Here is a 24,182-nt window from a genome sequence, read left to right on the forward strand (position 1 = left end):
CTAGTTTTGTCAACAAGAATTAAGAAAGACGTGGTGAGACTTCAGCAATCACTTCATCTAAAGCCTGAGAGATTTGCTCCGGTTCTTCCAAAATCACCATGTGGCCAGAGCCATCGATGACTTTCAGATCACCTTTGCCCCACTTCGTGCAGATAAGCTCCGATTGGCTCATCGGCGTGACAATGTCCATCGAACCAATGACCGCTTGGCCGTGCAGCTTTTGCAACCGCTCTTGAGCAGCGAATTCTTCATGCTCAGTCAGGTCATCGAAGTAGCCGACGAAGCTTGCCAAAGGCGTATCCAGCAGCATGGCGGTGTGGAATTGCAGGCGCTCCATTTGCGGAAAACCTGCGACCAGAGCGGCAATCGTGGGCGCTAATACCTGGGCTACGGCAAAGCGAATGCGGTTAAACTTATCTGGCACGCGATCGATGGCTGAATATAACGCCTTCGCGAGCTTAGATTGCAGGATGCGCGTGATGCCTTTATCGGAGAAACGACGCATCGATGTCGAAATCAGCAAAGCCCCGGAGATGCGCTCGAAGATTTCTTGCGGTGCGCGGCGAATCAGATTCAGCGCAATCATCCCGCCCAAAGAGTGCCCGACCACAACAATGCGCCCGCCGTCTTTGGGCAAACGCTCCGAAATCACGGCGAGCACATCATCGGCCGCACCATCAATCGTGCAGGATCTCGCGGGGACGCGGGAAGATAGGCCGTGGCCGCGGACATCGACAAGCAAACTGCGAACGTCAGTGCGCGAACGCAGATGCTCTACCTGATCGCACCACGCCTCCGAAGACAGGCAATAACCGTGGATAAATACCACCGTGACATCAGCATTGGCATTGCCCACCTCAAACCATGCGATGTCCACCCCGTCATTATCTACTTTCCCCTCGGCGTCCAGATTTCGCAGGCCAGGTGAAGTTTCATGATCATGCAAACGCTGGTGCACAAGGCGCTGCGCGGAACGGCTTTTCCGGCGCTGCCCGCGCAACCCAGCCGCAATCCTGTTTCGTTTATACATATGGACATCCATTGTAGAAGCTAGACTTGAAGCCATGTCCAATGACCTCAGTGCTCAATTACGCGCTCACCTGCAAGGCCAGCCGCAACAATCCACCGCCAAATCCGGGGTGCCAGAATATTTGGCGCTCATTTCTGAGATTACCGGGGAAGACACGGCAGAGCTTGTACCCGACCGCCGCTTGGCGGATGTGGGTTTAACCTCATTGAATATGATCGAATTTGCCGTGCGGGCCGAAGATCGTTTGGGCGTTCAATTTGAAGAATCCGATGCACAAGCGCTTGAAACGCTTGACGATGTAGCCAAATTTGTGGAGGCACACCAATGATTTCTTACCTTTCTGACATGGACGGCGTGCTCATCAAAGAAGGTGAGATGGTTCCCGGTGCAGATAGATTCCTGCAGACCTTAAAAGACAATGACATTAAGTTCATGGTGCTGACCAATAACTCCATGGCGACCCCGCGGGACCTCTCCGCGCGGTTGAAGTCGCAGGGCTTAGATATTGCACCGGAGAAAATCTGGACCTCTGCGCTGGCGACGGCGAAGTTCCTATCCCAGCAATCCACCGGCCGCACTGCTTTTGTCATCGGCGAGTCCGGACTGACGACTGCGCTGCACGAGGAAGGCTGGATTCTTACGGATAACGATCCTGAATTTGTAGTCTTAGGCGAAACGCGAACCTACTCTTTTGAGGCCATAACCACCGCGATCAACCTGATTCGGGGTGGCGCGCGCTTTATTGCAACAAACCCCGACGTCACCGGCCCCGCCCCGCAAGGCGTTTTGCCCGCTACCGGTTCTGTTGCAGCGCTAATTACCGCGGCGACCAACCGCGAGCCTTATTACGTGGGCAAACCCAACCCAGTGATGATGCGCTCGGCATTAAATAATATCGGCGTGCATTCAGAAAACACCGTCATGATTGGTGACCGCATGGACACCGACGTCAAAGCTGGGCTTGAGGCTGGCATGCGCACGATTTTGGTACGCACCGGCATCATGACTGACGCGGCTATCTCCCGCTACCCTTTCCGCCCGACGCGCGTGCTGGATTCGGTAGCTGATTTGCCGGACCGCATTTTCGATCCTTTCGCTTAGGCCGCATCCACGCGCGCGCTAAAGCCGAATTCTTCGGCCAAGGTAGCCACCACGCTGTTAAGCGCGCGCAGCTCATGCGCCGTGCCAGTGATTACCTGGCGGCAGCCCACGCACTTTTCGGCGCGCGGTTGTGGCAGCTCCACGCCTGGAAACGCGGCCAGGGTCGCTAGGTCATCATCAAAACCAGTATCGCGGTACCAGCGCGTGCACCACTGCGCGGTCAAAGGATCATCGCCTGGCACGACGTACTCACTTGGCGTGGAAATGCACTGCACCATGGCGCGCTCAATTGCCGGGCGCAGGCGCGTGGGCATGCCACTGACGCGCAACACCGCGGTTTGCACGTCCAAGCTTTGATCGCGCTTCCCCTCCGCGATCAAAGTGTCTAGCGCAGAGCTGGAAGCACCAGAGGTCTGCGCCGATTGTGCCGCGAAGGCCCAAGCGTTTTCAGCATGCATGTCATGCTGGGTTATGTAATTGGCCTGAGCAAAGTCTGTTGCTGTTGACACGTGCCGAATCTCCTTACGGCAATAGGGCGCCACCGCCATAGCCCTACTGTGTCTGCGGATCGTTAAAAACAGACACCTTGGAAACCACGGCGTTAATGCGACGCAAGACGAGCTTCGTCTTCCCCTACGAGCTCATATACGTTCACAGCGAAGAAGAAATTTAAACAACCCGACACCAGCCGCGGCTGAGCTTGTTTGTGCTCAACATCAGTTACTATCAGTCACTTAGAATTACTTCGTGCTCTAACGCATTGTCGCCCCACTTGCGTCACACCGGCAACCCTCAACAACCGGTTTAACCCCCACTTATTAAAGTTAAAGTTCAGGTTAAGGATTGCCACCGCAATGACCGTAGCGATGGCCGTTGCGGTTGCTGCTAGGCATTAATAACTGGGCATTAATTGCTGGGCGAAAATCTCAGCTTTAAAGCTCTGCCCAGATTGCTTCGTTGGTTTCTTGCCACAGCGGCTTGGCCCATTCGCCGAAATCGCGGTCCGCGAGCGCGACCATGGCCGTATCGCCGGCAACCCACAGGTAGGTGCCGCTCATACCGAAGTGACCGGCGGCATCGGCAGGCATGTTTGCGCCCATCCAGTGCGGGTTCTTTTCGCCGTGAATTTCAAAGCCTAATCCCCAGGGGCATGGACGGTGCATGCCGTAGCCGGGCACGATGCCGCGCAGCTCGGGAAATTGCACGGTACGCATCTCGGCTAGCGTATCTGGGTGGATAATCTGCGGGTTGAGCACCTCGGAGGCAAACTTCACCAGGTCATCCACGCTAGAGATAAGCCCGTGCCCGGCACTGCCTTCCAAGCGGGTGGAGTTCATCCCCAGCGGCTTCAGCAAACCTTCCTGCAAGTATTCCTCAAAGGGCATGCCGGCCGCTTCGGCGACAATTTCGGCTGCCCATTCATAGCCAGCAGAAGAATAAATCCGGCGGTCTTCGACCGGACGCTTAGCATTGCGCGAATCAAAATCCACGCCGGAGGCATGCGAGAGCAGATGCCGCAGGGTTGAGCCCTCCGGGCCGGCAGGCTGGTCCAGCTCCACCGCGCCTTCTTCCACAGCAAGCATGACGCCCATCGCCACAACAGGTTTGGTCACAGACTTAATGTCATATTCGCGGGCAGTATCTCCTACCGTCTCAATCCCCGCAGATGTAATTAAAGCCCCAGCAACATTGTCAGCTGGCCATTGCACAATCTTTTCTAATGCAGACATGCCCTCAACCCTACCTGGGGCGGCATGGTAGGCATCGAAAAGCAAAGCCCGTACACGTCAAAAGTGAATAACAACGAATCGCTAATAGGTGAGTTTTCTCACGTTCAAAATGCCAACTTGAGAGCCCACAAAGCACGCCGTTATGCCCCGCATACAGGACATAAGGGTCGAAGAATAGAATCAATTAACTTTAACGAAGAGCTTATTAATCTTTGGCGATTAATCACCAATGGCGTTAACATGTCGTAGTTCGCAAGCCTTTGTACCCGCTCCCCCGTCAATCGACGGGGGAGTTGGATTTTTGGCGCGGGCGATAAAACCTAAATATTTAATAATGGAAAGAGAGTGTGTATGCATGGCTGAGTCTTATGACCCAAGCCTCCCTGAGCACGAACGTTCCAAACCAAAAGTGGACAGGGAAAAACTCGGCGGAAGCCAGCGCAGCAATGTGGATGTAGAACGCGAAGATAAGCGTCCTCCCAAAACTAGTGCGGACATGCTCAAAGATGGCCCCACGCTAGCTGACCGCAACGGCTCCAAAGTTAACTGGCCAGTGCTGGTTATTTCCTCGCTGATTATTCTCGCCTTCTCAATTTGGGCAATTTTTGCCCCTGATAACGCCGCCGGCACGATGAAGACCATCGTCGGCTGGATGGGCGTCAATATCGGTTGGGTCTATGTTGTCACCGTCGCAGTTGTCATTGGTTTTGTTATTTGGGTGGCGCTGTCCCCCGAAGGCAAAGTGCGCATGGGACCAGACCACTCCCGACCTCAATACAATCTTTTAACCTGGGCAGCAATGCTCTTTGCGGCCGGCGTGGGCATCGACATGCTCTTTTACTCCGTAGGCGGGCCGATCAGCCACTATGTTGATCCGCCGAACGCGGAGCCCCGCAGCCCTGAAGCCCTGCAGGATTCCGTCATTTGGACGATGTTCCACTACGGCATGGGCGGCTGGGCCATGTACTCACTTCTTGGTATGGCGATGGGCTATTTCGCTTATCGATGGGGCATGCCACTGTCCATCCGCGCCGCCCTCTACCCGCTGCTGGGCAAGCGTGTACGCGGACGCACCGGTGATGTGCTGGACATTATCGTGCTGGTTGGCACCGTGATGGGTGTGGCAACCTCGATGGGTATTGGCGTTGTCCTGCTCAATGTCGGTTTCTCCATCCTCTTTGGTCTGCCACAAGGCCTAGGGCTGCAAATCGCGCTGGTGATTGTTGCCGTCATTGTTACCATCGCCGCGTGTACCTCCGGCATGGACAAGGGCATTCGTCTAATTTCCGAGCTCAACCTGTGGGTTGCTGGCGCCATGATGCTCTACATCCTGGTCACTGGCCAGACCGCATTCTTGCTCAATACCCTGGTGGAAAATGTCGGCCGTTTCTTCTGGACTTTGCCTGAGCGTTTGACCGAAACCATGGGCTACCAGCTCGATGGCGCTGAGTGGATGGCCGGCAACACGCTATTCTTCTGGGCCTTCTGGCTGGCATGGGGTCCATTCGTGGGCTTGTTCCTCGCGCGCATCTCGCGCGGTCGCACGCTGCGCGAATTCGTGATTGCCGCTATTACCATTCCTGTTTTGTGCGACCTGGTCATGGTCTCACTCTTCGGCAACTCTGCAATCTTCGAGGCCGTCTTCCAAAACAACACCGAGTTCACCGAAATCGCCCTCGAAAGCCCCGAGCAAGGCTGGTACGCCCTGCTGGAGATGTTCCCTGGCGCCATGTTGCTGGTAGGTCTTGCAACCTTGTCCGGTCTGCTGTTCTACCTGACCTCCGCTAACTCCGGTGCGATGGTCATGTCTAACTTCTCCTCCTCTATTCCAGATCCTGGCGAGGACGGACCCAAGTGGCTGCGCATCTTCTGGGCGATTGTCACCGCGGTTCTCACCATCGCCATGCTCATGGCCGGTGGCGTGGTCACCATGGAATACGCAACCCTGATCTTCGCGTTGCCGGTGACCATCGTTGCTTATCTCGTGATGTTTTCCTTTACCCGCGCTCTGCGCATGGAACGCGCGGATAGAGAGGGACATACGCGTCGACGCCGCAGTGAGGCATCGACAGGCGGGCATACCCCTGACCGCAATATCCGTCAGCGACTGGCCAGCCTGCGGTCCTACCCGGCTGCTGATGCCGCCGAGCGTTTCAGCACCAGCACCGTGGTTCCTGCGCTCAACACCGCCGCGGAGGAATTCCGCAAGGAAGGGTATGACGTTACCGTCGATACCCGCCACCAGGATGACACCAACCTCACGGAAGCTTCCTTCCAGGTCGAAATCCCTGGCCACCGCAGCTTCTTGTACGAAGTCGCGCCCGTAGAAACCCCGGTCCCCATCTTCGGCGCCCGCCCGGCACCGCAGATGAAGAAGTACTACCGCATGGAAGTCTTCACCCACACCGGTTCCGAAGGCTACGACCTGTACGGCATTAATAAGCAGCAGGTCATCGATGACGTCCTCGACCGCTTCGAAGCTCACCTAGGTTTCTTGAGCTACTCCGCCGAAGCGCTCAGCAATACCGTCATCACCCCGCCGATTGCGCACACTTCGCCTATCGATGCCCCCGCCGAGGACGTCTCCGGCACCGAACCCGAGGCTCCGAAGGAATAAGAAAGAATAATTCGCGGCATTCGGCAACTACTGCGGCTCCCCTTGCATCGCTTTTCGATGCTCCGGGGAGCCGCTTGGCGTTTTCCACACCGGGGTGACAGTAAGCACTACAATTACCCCCGTTTATCCAGGGTTTATTCGGCGCGCCCCAAAGAATTTCCTTTGAAACACGTCACATTCTGCAGCGGTCGAAAACTCGCGCGATACCCCTGTGTTGCAAAAATAAATTCTAATTACATCGATCGTCCCACCAGTTAAACACCAAGTCTCAAAAATCGGCACTCAACTGCCATTTAAGCGCCGCACTCCACAGGCTCCACCACACACAGTCGCCACAATTTTCAACGCCCGATCCTCACCCCCGCGACCCCTGCAAAAGCTTCCCACCCGAAACCACTATGGCGTGCCCCACATTGAATCCTGATTAAAAACTAATAAAGTCGTGTTTATTGCAAGTCCCCACTAGTCAAGGAGTTCCATGTTCGTCACGTCAAAGCCCGACACCAAGGCCCAGCGACTTTCCCCTGCGCACGAAGAAATCGTCAAAGCTACACTCCCTGCAGTCGGCGAAAAGATTGAGCTCATCGCCCACACCTTCTACGGCAAGATGTTCGCGGCTCACCCCGAGCTGCTGCGCGATACTTTCAACCGCGGCAACCAAAAGTCTGGCGAACAGCAAAAGGCCCTGGCTGCGTCCGTGGCTACCTTCGCAACCATGTTGGTAGACCCTAACGCACCGGATCCAGTGGATCTCCTCAACCGCATCGCACACAAGCACGTATCCCTTGGCATCACCGAGGACCAGTACACCATTGTGCACGACAATCTGCTCGCTGCCGTGGCAGAAGTGCTTGGCGATGCCGTCACCCCTGAGGTCGCCGAAGCCTGGTCCGCGGTCTACTGGATCATGGCCGATATCTTGATTGCGCATGAAAAGGTTCTCTACGCATCGGACAATGTGGAGCCGGGTGATGTGTTTAGGGACGCGAAGGTCATCGAAAAGCATGTGCTCACCGACCGTGTAACCGAGTATGTTCTCGAGGGCGATTTCACCGAACCGCAGCCCGGCCAGTACACCTCGATTGGCGTCAAGCTTGACGATGGTGCCCGCCAGCTCCGCCAGTACTCAATTATCGGCGGAGACGCGTCCCAGTATCGTATCGCCGTTGAAACTGACGGTGAGGTGTCCAACCACCTGCGCGCGAAGGTCGAAGTTGGCGATACCATCCAGGCGACCCTTGCGGCCGGTGAGCTGGTGCTGCAGGATTCTGACCGCCCCGCCGTGCTGATTTCTTCCGGCATTGGTTCGACGCCGATGGTGGGTATGCTTGCGCACCTGGCGCAGAACAAGATCGACCGTGAGGTGCTCTACCTGCACGCCGATGACTCCGCCGAGTCCTGGGCACAAGAAGGCCACATCCGCGCGCTTGCTGGTCAGCTGGATAACTGCGAGCTAGTTTCGGCCGCACGCAGCAACGGCGAGCTTCTCGATGTCTCCGCCCACAACCTTGGCGGCGCCGACGTCTACATCTGCGGCGGCACCAACTTCCTCCAGGCAATCCGCAGCAATATCGACAGCCTCGAGCCTGACGCGCAGCCAGCGTCAGTGAAGTTCGAACTCTTCAGCCCTAATGATTGGCTGATTAACTAGGCCCTTTAGCTAAGCCTATTGAAACTTGCCTAGGCGCACACCATGACACTATCCAGACAGTGCGCCTAGGCTTTTCTAATCGTCGTTGAACCGCTTCCCCTACACGCGGTCAACGGCGATTTTCTATGCGCAAGGTAACGACTAGCAGCGCACGACTTGAAATAAGGTTTAGAAAACGCGGATTTACAAAGCTGGCACCGCGTCGAGCCTAGATAGGTTCAGGACCATGGGTAATGACCTCATCTCTCACTTTAGTGCTTCAAAAATGCGATATCAATTGCGTGAGCGAAACTCTGCGGACACATCCTTCTCAGACTTTTGAAAGAAGATAACTGCGTTTTAATCATCTTCATCCTGCAGTGTAAAAGTATAAAATCAGCAAAATTCTGTTGGCGCTGCAAAATGTTGTTTTCCGCAATTCAAAAGACGCTAACCGCGCTTAATCTTCAAAATCCCTAAATTTGTTCACAGCGTGGCTAGCTTCTCGAATCCTCCGTTCCGCGCTATCCTGAAGTTGTTTTAACTTGAGATACCATGCCGCCATACCAACTAGGTCATCATTCCCGATACCTTCGATTTGTTTAGTATGGTCTGCCATTTCTCTACGCATCCAAACCAGGTTTAGTCCCGCACGTACCACATCGGTATAGATATCCCAGCTTCCTAAAAAGGCCTTTGTTTGTTCATCAAATTCGGATCGATCACGAATAAATGCGATGTCGTTAAGATTAAAGCTTATGAGTGGATATTGCCTTATATGCGGATCATGCCACTGAAACATCCCTCCGATAGGCCCGTCTTGCAGCACTGAGCAAAAGAAAAATAGATCATCTCCCGGTTTGAAAGCATCGCCATTTTGATTTGCTGTGGCATAATTTGCAAACGGATTCAAAAAAGGTTCGGGCTCGCGAGTCTCTAAATTCTCCCCAAGAATCGAATTGAGATCACCCATTTTATTGAACAGGTCAGCGGTTTCGAAATCCTTGTACAAAACCAGACTAAAGTCAGGAATTGCATCAAAATCAAAAAGGTAGGAACGGAGTTCTTGGGGCACACCTTCAGCCCCAGCATCGATCATCCTACACCCAGCATTCTTGAGGTAATAGCGCTGCAAATGCCTCTGGTCGAAGCTATACCCCGAATAGATATCACCCCAAGAAAACTGTCGCTTATCACGAAAATAATCATAGTTTTCAGTTAGGAATTCAACGAAACGGTCATATGCCTTATCGAACTCCTTAGTTCGCTCATTGTTGCATTTTTGGCACATTGTCTTACCGAATTTGACGACTTGCGAGTTTCTCCCTCTAATTGGATATACTCGACCGTCTTTGCCAGGCGTAAGCAAGTTTTCACCTGCCTGCAAAGTTTCCTCCATCTGTTTGATTCGCGAAGCCTTAATGGAGTGTTCTTGGGAATCCGCAGGATTCTCCTCGCAGATCCAACACAATGGACGATTTCTTCGGGTATATGGGTTCTGTTTAGTTGCCATTTTTGAACCTCCTCAATATTCGCTAAGTCGATATGCAGTAAAGAAGGGATGCACTAGGTATAGGAAGACAACTTGGCGGTTCGTGTTCACGTCCAAAATTTGATTTGTTTCCGTTCTTAGCCATCTCAAAATTTCTAAGTATGCGTTATCTAAGCAAAGTTTATCCGTAGTACTTTAAAAATAGGGTCCTTCAACCAAACCCTCAATTGTTTGCAGGTCGTTTTTGAACGAATGACGAATACGACGAATACTGGGGTGGCGATAAGGGACTAGGGTTGCTCAAGCCTTCACCAAATTACTGTCTCTCCGGATGCCTCACTCGACACTCTGTTCAGCACCAACATGTCGCGTCTACTGACATAAGGAATTTACCCGTTTAAATATATGCCAAACGATAACTACCGGTGCCCAGTCTCCAAAAAGTTTCCACCGACGTGCACCTGAACAGGTTAGAATTTCAATTACTTGCTTCCTATTCTAAAAAGTCAAGAACCACTAACGCGCGGAAAGCAATCTCATAGTCCACCCGAGTTCCCGCTGAGTTCCTCGCTCCAAAACTAAACCCCCTGACGTGCGGAAAGGGGGAATTTTGTGGGGCCAGCGGGGCTCGAACCCGCGACCAGCGGATTATGAGTCCGCGGCTCTAACCGACTGAGCTATAGCCCCCAGCACGTAGCAGCGCAACTGGGCTAAAACACCCGTCGGCGTGCACGCTGGAATCATTATATATGGACGAGTTTCTCAGGCACTAAATGCCCCGCTTTAGCCGCTCCTCCAGAACGTCAGTAGACCTGTCCTGGTTCGTATTCTTAAAAAGCGATCACCGAATTGCCCGACCAGACCGGCTATCTCGTCGGGGGCGTGCGTGAATGCCGCTTTTCAGCGCGGCGGCAGTTAGATGAGGTCCATTGCTCCCATGCTGCTCAAACGGTGCGTATTATCGACCGGTTTTCCTCGTGGGGTGAAGTGCCGAACTCTGCCGCGGTGTCGTCGCATCCTGCCGCGACTCGGCTTTCGCCTCCCTGGTTTCTTGCGGCCGGGCTTTGCTGGGCCGTCATCATCATTCACACCGTTGTGGTACTTACACAGCATCGTTAGATTCGAGGGTTTGGTGTGTCCGCCGGTCTTGTGGGCGTCGATGTGGTGGACTTGGCACCGATCCGCGGGCACGTTGCAGTCCGGCCACGGACAGACGAGGTTTTCTGCCATGGCTAAAGTTCGTAGTTTGTCGGAAGCGAACCGTGCTTCGTAGAGATTGACTGGCCCAGCGGTGGGATGGAAGAGCCCGACATAGAGCTTGTCGCCAAGCGCGCCTTCCATCGCGGCATTGATGAACTCAGCACCAGTCATGGTCGTGCCATCAGAAAGCGCGACGATTACTTCTTCGCCTTTGCCACAGGAGACTTTGGCGAAGTCATCCAGACCGATGGCGATAACCGTGCGGTATTCAGGTTTGATTATCCCAGTGCCGCCTCCTTCGACTAAATCCCAGAAAGGCTCGAGTAAAGCTTCGGAGCGTGGCTGGTCCTCATCGTGCTTGATGCCAGCATCAAGCGTTTTCTCGAGGTCGGTAATGCGGCGTTGGGTGTCGGTAATGCTAATGGTGCGTAGACCGTCTATAGCCCGGCCGACGCGTACGCCGCGTTGTTTGGGTGTGTCGCCGCCTTCTTCGGTGACGCGTTGCTTGCCGAATTCATTAACTTCATCCAAGGTCCCTTCATGTGCGATGAGTTCGGCGCGCAGTTTCCAGGCAGCACCACGGGTTGTGAGTTTCTTGGCGTGTTTGTTGACCATTTCTAAATACTCGACGCTTAATTGCCTTGCTTCGGCGAGTGCGACAGCATCGCGCTGCACCTTGGGAGAATCCCCAGGGCCGAAAAGTACATCGGCAAGTTTGACGTATTTTCGTGCGGTGCTAAGCGACATTACGGCACCGGCTAAGTCATGCGGGGAACACTCATACACATCGCGGAGGATGGTTACTCCGCTGGTAGTGAAGAGTTCTAAAATCTGTTGTCCTTTCATAACTTCGGCACTAAAAGGCGAACGCAAGCCAGCGCTAGTGCAAGCTTGAAAATCTGTGGATAACTACGTTGACGCGTCACGCAACTGCCAAAGTTATCCACAGGCGGCACAAAGTGCGCCACGTGGCTACCCTAAAAGTATGTCCAAAGCACTGATTATTGTTGATGTCCAAAATGATTTCTGCCCTGGTGGTTCCTTGGGCACCGAACGCGGCGATGAGGTGGCGCGCGGGATTAATGATCTGCTTCAGTCTGAGCACGACTATGACGTGATTGTCGCGACGCAGGATTGGCATATTGATCCGGGAACGCACTTTTCCGAGCAGCCTGACTTTGTTGATACCTGGCCCGCGCATTGCGTGGCGGATTCCGAGGGCGCGCGCATGCACCCAGAGGTGGATGTGTCGCAGATTCGGGAGTACTTCCGGAAGGGTGAATACACCGCGGCGTATTCGGGGTTTGAGGGGCACGCGGCGTCGGACGGATCGACGTTGTTGGCGCAGTGGCTTAACGATGCCGCCGTCACCAAAATCGACGTCGTAGGCATCGCAACCGACCATTGTGTGCTGGCTACATCCAAGGATGCACTCAAGGAGGGCTTCGCGGTTGCGGTGATTGCCGATCTGTGCGCGCCGGTGGATAAAACTCGAGGTGAGAGTGCTCTCATTGAGCTTGAAGAAGCAGGCGCAAATATCATACGATAGTTGGAGATAACCTTCTTATAAGCATTCACATACAGGAGCATTGGGCATGTCGGGCGCGGTAGTTTCCACCAATCAGAGCCAAGCGAAAGCAGCGTCGACACGCCAGAAGCAGAAGTCGCGCCGCTCGCAGGGCTGGATGCCCAATCAGCACGGCGCGTGGTTCATGCTCTTTATCCCACCGCTAATGGGCATGATTTTGCAGCCCTCGTGGGCAGCCGTGCCACTGTTTATTACGTGGTGGTTCGGATACTTCACCTACTTCGCCATCACCATCTGGGTCAAAAGCCGTTTGCGTAAAAAGCACCTGCCGCCGGTTCTAACCTACGGTGCGATTACCGCGCTGGCGGGTATCGCGGCGCTGATTACACAGTGGCAGCTGATTGCCTGGCTGCCAATCTTCGCGCCCATTATCGCGGTCGCCGTGTATGAAACCATCAAGCGCCGTGAGCGTTCACTGGTTTCTGGCTGGTCGACAGTGTTGGCGGCGGCGATGATGTTGCCGACGGTGGCATCGATAAGCACTAGCGGCACACCAGCTGCCGTGAGCGCAGATCTCTGGTGGGCAACCGCCTGGTTCGCACTGTATTTTGGCGGCTCTATCTATTACGTCAAAACGCTGATTCGCGACTTCGGCAACCGTTCGCGCTTTATCCAATCCGTAATATTTCACGCGATAGTCTATGTCGCCGCGCTCGGCTTGGCGTTCGCACAGCCACACACCTGGCCGGTCGCGGTCGTCGGCGCGCTGCTTGCCGCACGCAGCTATGCCGTACCACGCATCGCCCAGCGTCGCGGCAAGCGCATCCCGCCGAAGCATGTCGGCATGATTGATGGCCTGGTCACGGTCTTTGTAGTCGTCGCGGCCTTCGCAGCATTTGGCAGTTAACTTTAGGCCACCTTTCAGAAAATCGGCCTAAAGTCGGTTTTATGAACCTTGAGTTTTACCTGTTTCGACTGTGGGAGCTGGTCGTTGACCACGCCATCCCGCTGGTAGCCCTTCTCCTTTTAGCCATCTTGCTTCCGCGCCTAGGAAGGTTGACGGTCAAGATTATTGAAGGGCGCCTCGATGAGGAAGAGGAATCCACCAAGTCACGCTTAGCGCTTTTGGGTGCGTTGGTTTATGTCATTCAAATTGCCGCTTACTTCCTCATTGTTTTGGTGGCGCTGTCTAATTTGGGCGTGCCGCCGCTTGGCGCCGCAGTGCCTGCAACGATTGTCTCGGCTGCGGTTGGTTTCGGCGCGCAGAGCATCATCGGGGATTTCCTCTCGGGCTTTTTCATTTTGTCGGAGCGCCAGTTCGGCGTGGGCGACTACGTCAGCTTCGATGGCACCAGCACCGCGACAGAAGGCACTGTCGTCGCGCTGACTTTGCGCGCGACCAAGGTGCGCACGCCGTCGGGTGAGGTGGTGATGATTCCTAATGGTTCTGCAGGGGTTGTCACCAACTATTCGCAGGAATGGTCGCGCGCGGTGGTCAACTTCGATGTGCCTGTGCGTTCAGGGGAAAACCTTGATGATATCCATCGCACCATTGAAGAAACGGCCAAGCAAGCAATCAAAGACCCCTCGATTTCCGAAGACGTTGCAGGCGAAGTCGAAATCCTCCCCGCTACTGCGCTGACCTCCCCTACCGCCGCTGGCCAGCCATGGCGGGTAAATTTCCGTGTGCTCGTAGTCGTAAACCCCGCGCGCCAGTGGGCGGTCGAGCGCGGTATTCGCGCCGCGTTGCTCAGTGTATTTTGGGATCACTTCCGCACGCCTTTCGAATCCCCCAATGAGGAATTCACACGGGAGATGGGGGTTGCATCGCTAAGCGATGCTCCCACCGAGACCATCCCCGTTGACCCCTCGGCGGGTGAAGCCGCACCTTCAGTTGAAGATACCCAGGATGCGGCGGAAGCGGCCGCGCGCGATGAAAAAGCGGACGAGGACATCGCACCTGCCGCCAAAGACGACGGCCCGGGCCGGCCTTCGACGACCGCTGCATCAGAAGCCGATACCGATACCGACGCCGAGACTGAGGTCTTTGAAAAGCCGAACTCCAAGCGCCGCGATTTCTGGCGCACTGATGCCTACGACCAGCGGTGGAAGAAGGTCTTAAGCTTTGGCGGGCGCATCCGGCCCTCGACGACCGGCTTGATTGTCGCGTTGTTCTTCACCGGCGGCCTGGCGCTGGCCTCCTCCAACCCCGAAGACGGCAACGCAGGCATTCTCTCCCCTGCGTATTGGCAGCAACGCTCCGCGGCCGAGTCCAGCGAAGTGGAAACCACGCCGGAAGAACCTGTCGAAACCCCGGCCACAGAGCCTTCCTACCAGCCGCAACCGGAGCCTTCGGTGCAGCCTGAGCCGACGGCTGAGCAAAACCCCGAGGGCTTCTCGCAGAACCAAGAACAGCTAGACACCGGTGCTTCCACGGAGCAATCCCCCGCCCCAAACCAGGCCCCACAATCGGTCGCCCCGCAGGACAGCCAAGGCACCCAGAGCACGCAGGGCACAGCGGAAAGCTCGCCTAACGATGCCGACGCCACCTCCGGCACCGACAACTTCCACGTCCCCGAACCCACCGAGGAGAACTAGCCAACCGGCGTTTAATGTACGACAAACCATGCATTAGGCGCCACACCAATCACTTTAGCCACTCCCGTAACATTATTGCCGTGTGAAAATCTGAATTCTTTGATAGCTTTTTAGTGGACTCGCATCCTTAAAAATCCCTATCACTTTCAGGAGTTCTTCCATGGTTTTCAAGAAGGCATTGGCCACCGCGGCGGTGAGCGCGACTGCCGCAGCTCTACTTATTTCAAACGCTGGCGCCGATGATAAGGCCGCCACCGTTGCCCAAGGTGACTTGGTTGGCCAGTGCGCGGTTAGCTTCAACGATCCCAGCACGAACCGTTCTTATGTTGCGGATTTCTGCGCCGAGTCGGTTACTCCTACCCGCCTGTACGGTGAGAACAACGCCCCGATTGACGGCCTGGGCACTTTCCATGCCTCTGGATTCAACGAGGCCGGCACCCAGCTAGCGTTTATCCAGTGGAACGATGAGGTCGAAGTACTTCCTAATAACATCTCCACCGACGGCTTTGCTCCTGCCCCACAGGTTGGCGACACGGTATATTTCCACCAGCCTGCCTACGACGGACTTGCTGCGCTTGACGGCCAAGGCACCTACGCTGGTCAGATTAACGGCACCCACTTTGTCGATTTCGGCGCGAACACCGGCACCCAGGAAGCCAATTCGGGCCTGCTCAATGGCACCACCGTCTGGACGGATGAGGGCATTCTCGGCATCATCGATGGCCGCCACAAGGTCGGCGATCACCCACACTTGAGCCTGGTCGCCTCCCCCGACGCCACCGGTGGTGCGATGGGCGCTGAGACCAAAAACGATCGCTTTGCGCTTTTCGATGCCTTCTTCGCCTCCAACCCCGCTGGCAACAATGACGCCAACGACGCCGGCGATCAAGATGGCAAAGAATCGCCTGTAAATCCTGCTCCAAGTCAGCCAAACGAGCCAAACCAGCCAGGTGAACCTGACGAATCTGGAAAGTCCCAGCCTCAGATTCCAGCCCTCGGTGGTTCTTCCGGCTCTTCGCTGGGAGCGCTCGAGGATCTCATCAGCCAGGCGCTGAAGTAGCACACGGGCCAATCCGAGTCCTGCCAGGCTACATCAGTTCTAAGATCCATTAAAAGTTCATGGCTCTGTCTCCAATTAGGAGCCAGCGCCATTTGCTTTCTTCAATCACGGCTACAGTCATTCTGCCTGCTTACGTGGATTTTACGTATCCGCCCTCGGATTGAATGTAACCCATTTTTGCCATTTCCTCTTCAGGGGGCAACGGGAATATCAGCTCGCCTTTAGTGAAGTGCGGCATGATCAATTGCGCTCTCAAAACACGCGAAGCGAGCGTCTGAACAGTCTCACGCAAATAGGGCAAAAGAGTTGCAATTGCTTGATCATTAGCAAATGCAACTAAGCCGATCGGGTTGACGTCGTTAATGAAACTTTCGGGGAAACGGTAACTACCTACGACTTCACTACTAACGATTCCGCGGTCCACCCTAATCTCTACAGCAAGTGCGATAGCTGCGGTCAACCATCCTTCCTCATCTCCCTCTGAAGAATCATCAGTTGATACGCGCAATCCAAACACCGGCTGAAGCCCCTCTTCCGCGACGTCAGTCAGCTGAACTTCTGCACTCATCTTGTTGTAGGAAATATCTCGAAGTTCAAGTTGCTCGTCGAGGATCTTCAAATATTGAGCGGCTAAGGCTTCATGGTCAAGCATATTCCACCTTCCCGATAGTCGGCTGCCATGAACTGTTTTTACGGGCGGCGTCAACTGAGGTCAAACGACTCTTCTTGACTAATGAAGCTGATACATCAGGTTGACGGGTGGGCAACACAAACGCCTTATCTCGCGGGGTCGCTGACATTACGATCGACGCCCCCACTGCTAACGCGTATCTCCTAATAGTTCCCAAAGTCGGGTTGGAATCATAACGCTCAAACTGCGCAATGGCACTTTGAGATAACCCCAGAGCTTCTCCGACCTGCTGTTGGGAAAGGTTTCGCTGCTCGCGAATTTTCACGAGGCTATTACGAAACTCCCGCTGCTCACGAAGAATCTCCTTGGCGTGCTCTTTCATTTCCGCTTGCTGACGACCGCTCATAAGCTTTATCTTATACCGCTGGTGGCTTCTTGTTGCGTTTACGAAGGGAATCAAGTTCACTGACTTTCCAATTATCCTCGGAGCACTTTTCACATAGCTCGATCGCTGCATCGATTTCTATATATTGTAACCTATTGGTTTCAGCCTTATCCCCGTTAACTATCTTCTTTTCATGGAGATACAACCCAACCACCCAGCTATCCCCCTCCTCTACCGTATAAAGGCGCAGATGAACATTAGCTTGGCGGTATAAGCCCGACGCTTTCTCCGCTTTCAGAACCTTGATATCAGTCCATCGAATTTCATAAATGTCTAGGGGCTTGGCTCGATGAATTCGTTTAATATGTTTGAGCGGTTCTAGGTCCCCCCTTTCCGCGCATTCGAGCAATTCTTCTATCTGACCTTCCAAGTCAGCTTGGAGAATGCCCGCTATGCGGTATCCACTTTTTATCAATTTTTCTGTCGCGAATTCTGCGGTTTCTTCAATATGCTTTGAAGTCGAACAAAACCGCCAAAAATAATGAACCTGGCCCCCGCCCGAGCACACCGATATTTTATGTCCCACAGATATCAGAATACCGCTTGTTCTCGAACTTGCAGCGCAATCTCGCTAACTTCGATGCACTCAATACGCCGTTCGCCTTGAGTCAGAAGTATGGCTACAGAATCGAACATAATCTTGTCCCGGCAGGACGCGCAGTTCAAACGCTGCGAGGAGATTAATTGGTTCTTAGTCCTCGCGCTCTTTGTATTTTTTGATCAGGCGGTTGACGAGTTCATCGGTAAGCTTGTCGTCGGACAAGATCATGTCGAGCATCTCTTGCCGGGCTTCGTCAGACTTTTCGGACGGTGATTCATCGCTATCGCTCGCTGAATCTTCGTCGTAGTGCTCGTAGGCTTCGCCGGAAAAGTCCATGCCCATGTCCGCGAAGAAGCCCGTGCTTGGTTCTTTATCGCTGGCGGAGGCAGGCTCGTCGGTAGTGGGATGCACGCGGTCGGCTAATTCGGCAGAAGGCTTTGGTGGTTTGTGCGCGGGTTGTTTCAGCATCGGCTCTGGATGGCGCGAGTCGGACGCCACGGGTGTTTCGTCCTGCGCGAATTCTAAGGTGAAGGTTTCCAGGAAGTTCTCGGCATCCGATTCTGCTGTGGAGCGGCGCTTGCCGCGTTTGACCTCTAACTCGATGCGGCGCTGCAGCGCCTTTTCCATCTGCTTATGACGCCAGGAACGAATGCGGGTGGGTTCATATTTGCGGCCGACCGCGCGGCTTTTATGCTCTGCCTTCTTAGCCAATTCCGCGACCTGCACTGCGGATTCATTCACCGGTGCCCACTCGGGATTGGAATTTAGGCGCCATCCACCCCAGTACCCCAACAGCGATAATAAGATACTGACCAGTGGACCGAGGATCATGCCGACGGCAAGGAAGCCGAAGGCATCGGAGACAAGCACGATGATGGAGGCGGCGATAGCGGGAATCACGGTGGGTTGATTATCGCCAAACACGCCGGGCACACGCCCTGTGACAACATCGCGTATCATCGACCCGCCGGTCGCGGTAAAGACGCCCATCATGATGCAGGGCACCACCGGCAAACCAAAGGTCAACGCTTTAACAGTGCCGGTGCCGGCCCACAACCCGGAGACGATGGCATCGCCATGCGCCTGCAAGATATCCCAAGTACGCCCCTTGAAGTACACAAACCGCGCAATCAAAGCGCCGGTAAAAGCCAGGATCAGATATTCCGGTTGTGCCATGGCGGCAACGGTCCCGCGGTTGATGAGCACATCGCGAATCATGCCGCCGCCCAGCGAGGAGAACAGCGCGATGAAAAAGAACCCAATGATGTCATAGCCACGCTGTCTGGCAATGGTTCCGCCGATGATGCCCATCAGTAAAACACCGCTGACATCAGACCAGCGGTATAACGACTCAATCAGCGGATCAACCTCGTGCATGCGCTTCATTGTATAAACCCCAGCTGCATGTGCGCCGTTGTTTGGTAGATATCGCGGTGTTTAGCGTGAAAGTTCAGCTACTGGCACAAGACCAAGAAAAGCGTGTATTAGGAACGAAAAGCTCCGCTAATTACCCCAAGTAGGTTCCGGAAGGCACCGCCGAGGGCATCGAAGAGTCCAAAGATTCCGCCACGGCTGGAGCTAGAAGATACCGAAGAACCGGGGTTCTCGGAAGATCCTGATGAGCCCGAGCTGCCTTCGGAGCTGCCTTCAGAGCTAGAGGCGTCGTCTTTTTCGGTGACAACCACGATGCGATCGGTAGTGGCTTGGTTGCCGTTGGCATCGCTGACTACGTAGCGGATAATATAACGGCCAGGTTGGTTGATGTCGAGGTTACCAACGACTTCAATATTGTCGGTGACATCGCCATCAACGTCATCGGTAGCAGTGACTCCGGCGAGCAGGTCGGCGGCGGAACCAGCTTCAACAATGAGGTCATCGCTAGGCACGGTCAGCTCAGGCGCGGTGGAGTCGGTGCCAGCATCGCGGGCGGTAAATACTGCGAACTGACGAGTCTGACCAGGTTCGACCTTCTCACCGGTGGCGGTGTCGCGGCTGGTGGCATACCAAGCGTAGACCTCGTCGGATTTGAGTCCGGTCCAGTTGACTTCGGCTGGCCAGCCGGAGCGCGCGGTGTCTTTGCCAATTTCTTCGCCGGTGTCGGATACAAGCGTTACGGCATCGGTAGTAAAGCTGGTCTTGCGGGTTTCAAACTGAACCGGCAGGCGGGTGTCATCTTCGGTGCCGTCGTAACGGGCGCGGTCATCGTATTCGGTGGCACCAAAGTTATCGAGAAACGGCGAGTAAGTATCCACGATCATTTCGCCGGCATCGAGGTCGAATTGCAAAAGGCGTAGGAACGCGGCACCAAATTGCAGTGGTGTGTCGGTGCCGTATCCGCCGACTTCGGTAAGTCCAAGCTCATCGGATCCGACTTTGTAGAACTGGTAGTCAGCTAGCAGTTCGGTGACATGGTTGCCTTCCGTGCCAACGTCTTTGCGCGTGACGATGGACACGCCGTGCTCATGACCCGAGAGCACTAGGGCTACATTCGGGTTAGGTTCCACAACTTTTTCTAAAACGATGCTGCCGTCGTGAGAGGCATTCGCGCCTCTGCCGTCGGGCGAATTGCTGGGTTTGTTGTAGGCGTGTGTGAGCACAATAGCGTTGCGGTCTGGGTACTGCTTGAGCACGCTATCGGCCCAGGCGGCTTCTTCTTCGGTGACATCGTAACCGAGACTGACCACGACGAATTCTAGTCCTTCGGCGCTGAACAAATCATAGTGGTTGTCATTGTCGCCTTCTTTCCACGGGTGGTGCGAAGCATCGCGGGCTTGCCAGCCGGCGGTCTGTTCTAGGGCTTCGTAGCGCTCCGGGCCGAAGTACTGGTTGTACAGGTTGTCCGGACCGATATCGCGGCCGGTCCAGTTATCGTGGTTACCGGGCAGAACACCATTGACAACCTCGGCTTCGTCGAGAATCTTTTGAGCTTCAGACGCTACCTCAAATTCTTTGCGAGCGTTGTCCTCATCATTGGTTTCGCGAATCCAGTTTTCAATGATGTCGCCGGTGTGCGCGTGGTAGGCAATCTTGCGTGCATCAGCATTGTCCGCAACCCATTGGGTGGCATCTAGGTAAGACTGCTTCCAAACTTCGCGTTCTTCTTCGGACTCGTTTTCTACCGCGCCTTCCACAATGTACTGGGTGTCAGTGTGGTGAGAAATGGCAAAGTCATAGTCATCCGGGTCTGCGAAGCTATCTTCGACGGTGTTCGGGATGTCATCTGCGAATGGGTCATAGCCTAAGACCATGGCGTGTACATCGCTGCCATCGATATGTTCTGCACTGATGTCGCCGTTGAGGCTAACCTCGCTGTTGCTAGTTCCGCGGGTGCTTGCCAGCTCATCCCAGGTAGAGGTTGCCGTGTTCCATGCAAACAAGCGCGCGCTGCGATTAGGGTCCACTTGGCCTTTCCACACCAGTTGGTTTTCTTCCGTGCCGTCAGCAGGAAGAGCAACATCGAAACGCTGAAAAGGCATCTGCGTGGTGGAAGCTGTCTGCGCGGTGTCGTCATCGCCAGGCTTAAGCGAGGCAGAAATCTCGGAAGCGTCCTCGTATTCAAAATCCAGCGAATCCGGCATTCCGCCGACAACTCCCTGGAACCCACCCTCCGGAGTAGAGGTAGTTCCCTTGGTAAACGTGGTCTCCACATCCCCACCGGAAGGATTATCGGCGATAGCAGACAGGGTCACGTTCCCCTTTCCTTGGTCCGTATCAGTGCCACCGCCTTGAGGGATGTTGCCGCTGGTGAAGGAAACTCGCTCAGAAATCTCTCCGCCAAAAACGTCACGGGCTTGAATGTGAAGCTCGTGCTCTCCTTCCAAAAGACCAGGTCCGATAAGCTGGCCTGCCTCCACTTTTTCACCATCAAGCTCATAAGTGGGTTCACCGCTAAGCAAAGCGTCATCTGAGTATTCGACCTCAAGCTTTACGCCTTCTTTGACGTGGTCACCTGCAGCCGGTGTGGTAGATGCCAGTTCCAGCTGCTTCTCACTGTTAACGCCAGATTCGCCGTACAGGGCCGCCACATCCGACTCACCGATGGGCTCGGAGTAAAGGCGGGCGGTGCGGAAGGAGGCATCGGCAAGCAGTTGCGGGTTGTCAGAGCCATTGGTGTCACCGCCTACGGTGAAGGAATCAGCATTGCCGGTGGGTAGGTTGTATTCGCCGGTAGTTTTCTTGCTCGCTGCCAGCTCACCGTTGAGATAAAGCTGGGCTTCTTGGCCGTCCCATACGCCAACCGCGTGGTACCAGCGGTCTGGGTCAACCTCCACGCGGGCCTGCTGGTAGCCGGAGCCGACGTGGATGATGAAAGACAGTTCATTTTCATACAGCGCCAGTGCGAACCCGCCGGCTTCTTTGTTGGCACACAGGCTCTTTTCGCTGGCAAATTCGCCGTTGAGTTTGAAAGTGCACTCGACTGCGAAGCCATCGGCAAGCGCTGCGTCCTGGTCCCCGATATCAAACTGCACGGCATCATCTTGGCCGTCAAAGGTAGCAACCGGCTGCTCCAACGCCGGGTCGATGCCAAAATCCGGATCCCCGCTGATTTTGGCCGGAACATCCCGCGCGGTGTCGATGGCCCCGGATTCCGAAATCTCAATATCAAGCAGATCTGCTTGTGCGTTTTGTTGTCCATGGGCCGCCCCTACCATGGCAACGTGGCTTACGGTCACCGTGCCGGCGACGACTAGTGCTGTTGACAGCCGAGTCGATTTAATTGTCATTTGGTTGTCTCTTCTCGTAGTGGTTGAACAAAATCTCACGCGAAATAGCTATTTCGCCTAAGACACGCCCTCTTCGAGGACATGCCGCAAGCACGATATCGAGGCAGGGTTAAGCCAAAACAAACTACAAAACAACATCTCACAAACGTTAGGTTGATGAAAGAACTTTTAGAAGAACTGCTTCGCGCTCTCCCCTTTTTTGTGTCACTGTTAGTCCGCTATAGCCGAATTATCTTGATGTGAACTAACGTTGTGTTTATGAGCGCCAAGAAAAAGCCCACCACGGACGTAGCCAGGACGACTCACACTGATGAGCAACAAGCTTTGACTGAATCTGAGCTCAAAGAAGCTCACCAGAAGGTCCGTCCGGGTGTCGGAAAAATGATGGGCGTTTCCCTCCTTATGGGAGCCCTCGGCGGTGGCGCATTAGCCGGGGGTGTCGGGGCAGCTATAGATGCTCCGCAGCGCGCGGATTTTGAGGTTGCTAATACTGCAGAGATGGAGATCACCAGCACATTTAGCACTGAGGTTCACAATCCAGAAGGTGTGCTGAGCGCAGATGATGAAGCGCGTTTGGAGCGTGACGCCGAGCGCATTGACGCCCCCGCCGTAGTAGAGCAGCTGCACTACATGGTCTTTGAAGAAAATGATGACAACGTCAATGACACCGTGGAGGAATACCTGCGCGATAACCGTACGGATTTGATTGGTGATGATTACTTCGCGGATGGTGTTCTTATTGTCGGTGTCGGCCTCGACCCCCGTCAGGCCTTCATTTTTGCTGGCGAAGATGTAGCCGAGGCCTTGGACTTGCGCGATAGTTCCCACTTGGATGATGCACTCGATGCCATCAAGCCCGGCGTTAAGGATAACAACATCCCGGCGGGGCTTTTTGCTGGCGCGAATGCGGCAACGGATATTTCGGCCCTCGCGGAAGATCGCTATAACGATGCCGTCGGCGATCGCATCGCTGCGATGGTCGGCTCTGGAATCGGTGGCGGCGGAGCTATCTTCGCTACCGGGTTGGGTGTCGGCGCGTATCGCCGGAGCAAAGCAAAGAAGATTGCCCAGGCTCGCGCCGAGATGTCCCTAGTGGGCAAGGAATACGGTCAGCTGGCAGCACGCCTGGATGAGATTGATATCCGCGCGCACTCGTTGACCTCGCCTTTTGCTAATAACACCATGCGCTCGCAGTGGGAATCGGTGCGCCGTCGTTTCTTTGACATCCACAATCAGGTCGATTCCCTGGGCAATCTGACCTCGCAAGATTCTGATAAAGAGTTCTACGAGAACGCCGACAAGATCCACGAGGCTGCCTTAACGACGAGGAAGGTAAGTTATGCGGAGGAGAACATCGACAAGCTTTATCGCTTAGAGCACGGCGATGACGTCGTTCGCCGCACCGAGTTGCAGGCGCTGCGCGACGATGTGGTCGAGGCGCAAGTAGCGCTTGACGATGCCTCCTCCGGCCTCTACCGCGAACTACAAAATTTGCGTGAGCGTGCGGACTCGTTGATGAACACCACCCAGTCCCCCGATTTCTTGGATCAATACGTCATTTTGCTCGGTGACTACCGCACTGCCCTTGAACAGCTGCGCAAGCAGAAGTTCGACGACCTCGACGAGTCCGAGAACACCGAACTCGCCGCACCGTCGATTACTTCCCCCGATTACCGCGTCGGCTATGGCTATAACAACTTTGTGCCGTTCTGGGCCTTAAGCTCCTGGCACGCCTCCAACGCCACCGCGCAGTCCACGTCCTCCAGCGGCGGCGCGAACACCAGCTTCAGCTCCGGCTTCTCTGGCGCCGGTGGCTCGTCCAGTTTCTAAAGCAAAACTGTCACCAGCATCACCT

General features: G+C 54.8%; 19 protein-coding genes and 1 tRNA gene. 9 read left to right on the forward strand and 11 right to left on the reverse strand.

Features of this window, described 5'->3' with window-relative positions; genetic code table 11:
* Nucleotides 1-19 precede the first annotated feature (19 nt).
* On the reverse strand, nucleotides 20-1,030 hold the full coding sequence (locus C5Y44_RS00075; protein ID WP_105323124.1) for an alpha/beta fold hydrolase: 1,011 nt from the start codon (nucleotides 1,028-1,030) through the stop codon (nucleotides 20-22).
* A 34-nt stretch (nucleotides 1,031-1,064) separates the two neighbouring features.
* On the opposite strand from C5Y44_RS00075, the gene C5Y44_RS00080 reads away from it, so the two are divergent.
* Together C5Y44_RS00080 and C5Y44_RS00085 are read left to right on the forward strand one after the other, a co-directional pair.
* Nucleotides 1,065-1,358: an acyl carrier protein gene (locus C5Y44_RS00080; RefSeq protein ID WP_105323125.1), complete on the forward strand. Its 294-nt coding sequence runs from the start codon at nucleotides 1,065-1,067 to the stop codon at nucleotides 1,356-1,358.
* On the forward strand, nucleotides 1,355-2,131 hold the full coding sequence (locus C5Y44_RS00085; protein ID WP_105323126.1) for an HAD-IIA family hydrolase: 777 nt from the start codon (nucleotides 1,355-1,357) through the stop codon (nucleotides 2,129-2,131). Before C5Y44_RS00080 ends, C5Y44_RS00085 begins: the two co-directional genes overlap by 4 nt.
* Here C5Y44_RS00085 and C5Y44_RS00090 read toward each other — a convergent pair.
* Both C5Y44_RS00090 and C5Y44_RS00095 read right to left on the reverse strand, forming a co-directional pair.
* Nucleotides 2,128-2,640 (reverse strand): hypothetical protein, encoded by a 513-nt coding sequence (locus C5Y44_RS00090; RefSeq protein WP_233189765.1) that lies wholly within the window; start codon nucleotides 2,638-2,640, stop codon nucleotides 2,128-2,130. The two genes, C5Y44_RS00085 and C5Y44_RS00090, sit on opposite strands and share 4 nt — an antisense overlap.
* A 423-nt stretch (nucleotides 2,641-3,063) precedes the next feature.
* The gene (locus C5Y44_RS00095; protein ID WP_105323127.1) at nucleotides 3,064-3,861 is read right to left on the reverse strand and encodes a serine hydrolase; all 798 of its coding nucleotides are present in this window, start codon (nucleotides 3,859-3,861) and stop codon (nucleotides 3,064-3,066) included.
* A 355-nt stretch (nucleotides 3,862-4,216) separates the two neighbouring features.
* Between C5Y44_RS00095 and betT the strand changes: the two genes are divergently transcribed.
* Together betT and C5Y44_RS00105 are read left to right on the forward strand one after the other, a co-directional pair.
* A complete protein-coding gene (betT, locus tag C5Y44_RS00100) occupies nucleotides 4,217-6,478 on the forward strand; it encodes a choline BCCT transporter BetT (RefSeq protein WP_105323128.1) in 2,262 nt (753 codons plus the stop codon).
* 478 nt (nucleotides 6,479-6,956) lie between these two features.
* A complete protein-coding gene (locus tag C5Y44_RS00105; protein ID WP_105323129.1) occupies nucleotides 6,957-8,129 on the forward strand; it encodes a globin domain-containing protein in 1,173 nt (390 codons plus the stop codon).
* 439 nt (nucleotides 8,130-8,568) lie between these two features.
* Here C5Y44_RS00105 and C5Y44_RS00110 read toward each other — a convergent pair whose 3' ends face one another.
* The 3 genes from C5Y44_RS00110 to C5Y44_RS00120 form a co-directional block, all read right to left on the reverse strand.
* Nucleotides 8,569-9,621, reverse strand: coding sequence for a hypothetical protein (locus tag C5Y44_RS00110; RefSeq protein WP_105323130.1), 1,053 nt, complete (start codon nucleotides 9,619-9,621; stop codon nucleotides 8,569-8,571).
* A 592-nt stretch (nucleotides 9,622-10,213) separates the two neighbouring features.
* Nucleotides 10,214-10,287 (reverse strand) — tRNA-Ile (locus C5Y44_RS00115).
* A 228-nt stretch (nucleotides 10,288-10,515) separates the two neighbouring features.
* Nucleotides 10,516-11,646 carry an HNH endonuclease signature motif containing protein gene (locus tag C5Y44_RS00120; protein WP_105323131.1) on the reverse strand — a complete coding sequence of 377 codons (1,131 nt, stop codon included), beginning with the start codon at nucleotides 11,644-11,646 and terminating at the stop codon, nucleotides 10,516-10,518.
* A 139-nt stretch (nucleotides 11,647-11,785) separates the two neighbouring features.
* Between C5Y44_RS00120 and C5Y44_RS00125 the strand changes: the two genes are divergently transcribed.
* The 4 genes from C5Y44_RS00125 (at nucleotide 11,786) to C5Y44_RS00140 (ending at nucleotide 15,986) form a co-directional block, all read left to right on the forward strand.
* Nucleotides 11,786-12,349: an isochorismatase family protein gene (locus C5Y44_RS00125; RefSeq protein ID WP_105323132.1), complete on the forward strand. Its 564-nt coding sequence runs from the start codon at nucleotides 11,786-11,788 to the stop codon at nucleotides 12,347-12,349.
* A 46-nt stretch (nucleotides 12,350-12,395) separates the two neighbouring features.
* Nucleotides 12,396-13,235, forward strand: coding sequence for a YwiC-like family protein (locus C5Y44_RS00130; protein WP_105323133.1), 840 nt, complete (start codon nucleotides 12,396-12,398; stop codon nucleotides 13,233-13,235).
* A gap of 41 nt (nucleotides 13,236-13,276) precedes the next feature.
* On the forward strand, nucleotides 13,277-14,926 hold the full coding sequence (locus tag C5Y44_RS00135) for a mechanosensitive ion channel family protein (RefSeq protein ID WP_105323134.1): 1,650 nt from the start codon (nucleotides 13,277-13,279) through the stop codon (nucleotides 14,924-14,926).
* Nucleotides 14,927-15,086: 160 nt separating this feature from the next.
* Nucleotides 15,087-15,986 (forward strand): histone deacetylase, encoded by a 900-nt coding sequence (locus C5Y44_RS00140; protein ID WP_105323135.1) that lies wholly within the window; start codon nucleotides 15,087-15,089, stop codon nucleotides 15,984-15,986.
* Between the two features lie 130 nt (nucleotides 15,987-16,116).
* On the opposite strand, the gene C5Y44_RS00145 is transcribed toward C5Y44_RS00140, so the two are convergent.
* The 5 genes from C5Y44_RS00145 to C5Y44_RS00165 form a co-directional block, all read right to left on the reverse strand.
* Complete coding sequence (locus C5Y44_RS00145; protein ID WP_105323136.1) at nucleotides 16,117-16,638, reverse strand: hypothetical protein; 522 nt, start codon at nucleotides 16,636-16,638, stop codon at nucleotides 16,117-16,119.
* Nucleotides 16,631-17,023, reverse strand: coding sequence for a helix-turn-helix transcriptional regulator (locus C5Y44_RS00150; protein ID WP_105323137.1), 393 nt, complete (start codon nucleotides 17,021-17,023; stop codon nucleotides 16,631-16,633). Before C5Y44_RS00150 ends, C5Y44_RS00145 begins: the two co-directional genes overlap by 8 nt.
* Nucleotides 17,024-17,033: 10 nt before the next feature.
* Nucleotides 17,034-17,588 (reverse strand): hypothetical protein, encoded by a 555-nt coding sequence (locus tag C5Y44_RS00155; RefSeq protein ID WP_146108459.1) that lies wholly within the window; start codon nucleotides 17,586-17,588, stop codon nucleotides 17,034-17,036.
* Nucleotides 17,589-17,753: 165 nt separating this feature from the next.
* Entirely contained in the window at nucleotides 17,754-18,980 is a 1,227-nt protein-coding gene (locus tag C5Y44_RS00160; protein ID WP_105323630.1) for a trimeric intracellular cation channel family protein, read from the reverse strand.
* Nucleotides 18,981-19,087: 107 nt separating this feature from the next.
* A complete protein-coding gene (locus C5Y44_RS00165; RefSeq protein ID WP_105323139.1) occupies nucleotides 19,088-22,327 on the reverse strand; it encodes a LamG-like jellyroll fold domain-containing protein in 3,240 nt (1,079 codons plus the stop codon).
* A gap of 384 nt (nucleotides 22,328-22,711) precedes the next feature.
* Here C5Y44_RS00165 and C5Y44_RS00170 point away from each other — a divergent pair, with 384 nt between their 5' ends.
* Nucleotides 22,712-24,157 (forward strand): DUF5129 domain-containing protein, encoded by a 1,446-nt coding sequence (locus C5Y44_RS00170; RefSeq protein WP_369831063.1) that lies wholly within the window; start codon nucleotides 22,712-22,714, stop codon nucleotides 24,155-24,157.
* Nucleotides 24,158-24,182: the final 25 nt, after the last annotated feature.

The organism is Corynebacterium sp. J010B-136, from assembly GCF_002967075.1.
Lineage (GTDB): Bacteria > Actinomycetota > Actinomycetes > Mycobacteriales > Mycobacteriaceae > Corynebacterium.

Coding starts and splice junctions, on each gene's coding strand:
- C5Y44_RS00130 (WP_105323133.1), top strand. CDS start 12,396: ATGTCGGGCGCGGTAGTTTCCACCAATCAGAGCCAAGCGAAAGCAGCG.
- C5Y44_RS00120 (WP_105323131.1), bottom strand. CDS start 11,646: ATGAAAGGACAACAGATTTTAGAACTCTTCACTACCAGCGGAGTAACC.
- C5Y44_RS00170 (WP_369831063.1), top strand. CDS start 22,712: ATGGGCGTTTCCCTCCTTATGGGAGCCCTCGGCGGTGGCGCATTAGCC.
- C5Y44_RS00075 (WP_105323124.1), bottom strand. CDS start 1,030: ATGTATAAACGAAACAGGATTGCGGCTGGGTTGCGCGGGCAGCGCCGG.
- C5Y44_RS00085 (WP_105323126.1), top strand. CDS start 1,355: ATGATTTCTTACCTTTCTGACATGGACGGCGTGCTCATCAAAGAAGGT.
- C5Y44_RS00145 (WP_105323136.1), bottom strand. CDS start 16,638: ATGCTTGACCATGAAGCCTTAGCCGCTCAATATTTGAAGATCCTCGAC.
- C5Y44_RS00105 (WP_105323129.1), top strand. CDS start 6,957: ATGTTCGTCACGTCAAAGCCCGACACCAAGGCCCAGCGACTTTCCCCT.
- C5Y44_RS00150 (WP_105323137.1), bottom strand. CDS start 17,023: ATGAGCGGTCGTCAGCAAGCGGAAATGAAAGAGCACGCCAAGGAGATT.
- C5Y44_RS00160 (WP_105323630.1), bottom strand. CDS start 18,980: ATGCACGAGGTTGATCCGCTGATTGAGTCGTTATACCGCTGGTCTGAT.
- C5Y44_RS00135 (WP_105323134.1), top strand. CDS start 13,277: ATGAACCTTGAGTTTTACCTGTTTCGACTGTGGGAGCTGGTCGTTGAC.
- C5Y44_RS00125 (WP_105323132.1), top strand. CDS start 11,786: ATGTCCAAAGCACTGATTATTGTTGATGTCCAAAATGATTTCTGCCCT.
- betT (WP_105323128.1), top strand. CDS start 4,217: ATGGCTGAGTCTTATGACCCAAGCCTCCCTGAGCACGAACGTTCCAAA.
- C5Y44_RS00140 (WP_105323135.1), top strand. CDS start 15,087: ATGGTTTTCAAGAAGGCATTGGCCACCGCGGCGGTGAGCGCGACTGCC.
- C5Y44_RS00095 (WP_105323127.1), bottom strand. CDS start 3,861: ATGTCTGCATTAGAAAAGATTGTGCAATGGCCAGCTGACAATGTTGCT.
- C5Y44_RS00165 (WP_105323139.1), bottom strand. CDS start 22,327: ATGACAATTAAATCGACTCGGCTGTCAACAGCACTAGTCGTCGCCGGC.
- C5Y44_RS00110 (WP_105323130.1), bottom strand. CDS start 9,621: ATGGCAACTAAACAGAACCCATATACCCGAAGAAATCGTCCATTGTGT.
- C5Y44_RS00080 (WP_105323125.1), top strand. CDS start 1,065: ATGTCCAATGACCTCAGTGCTCAATTACGCGCTCACCTGCAAGGCCAG.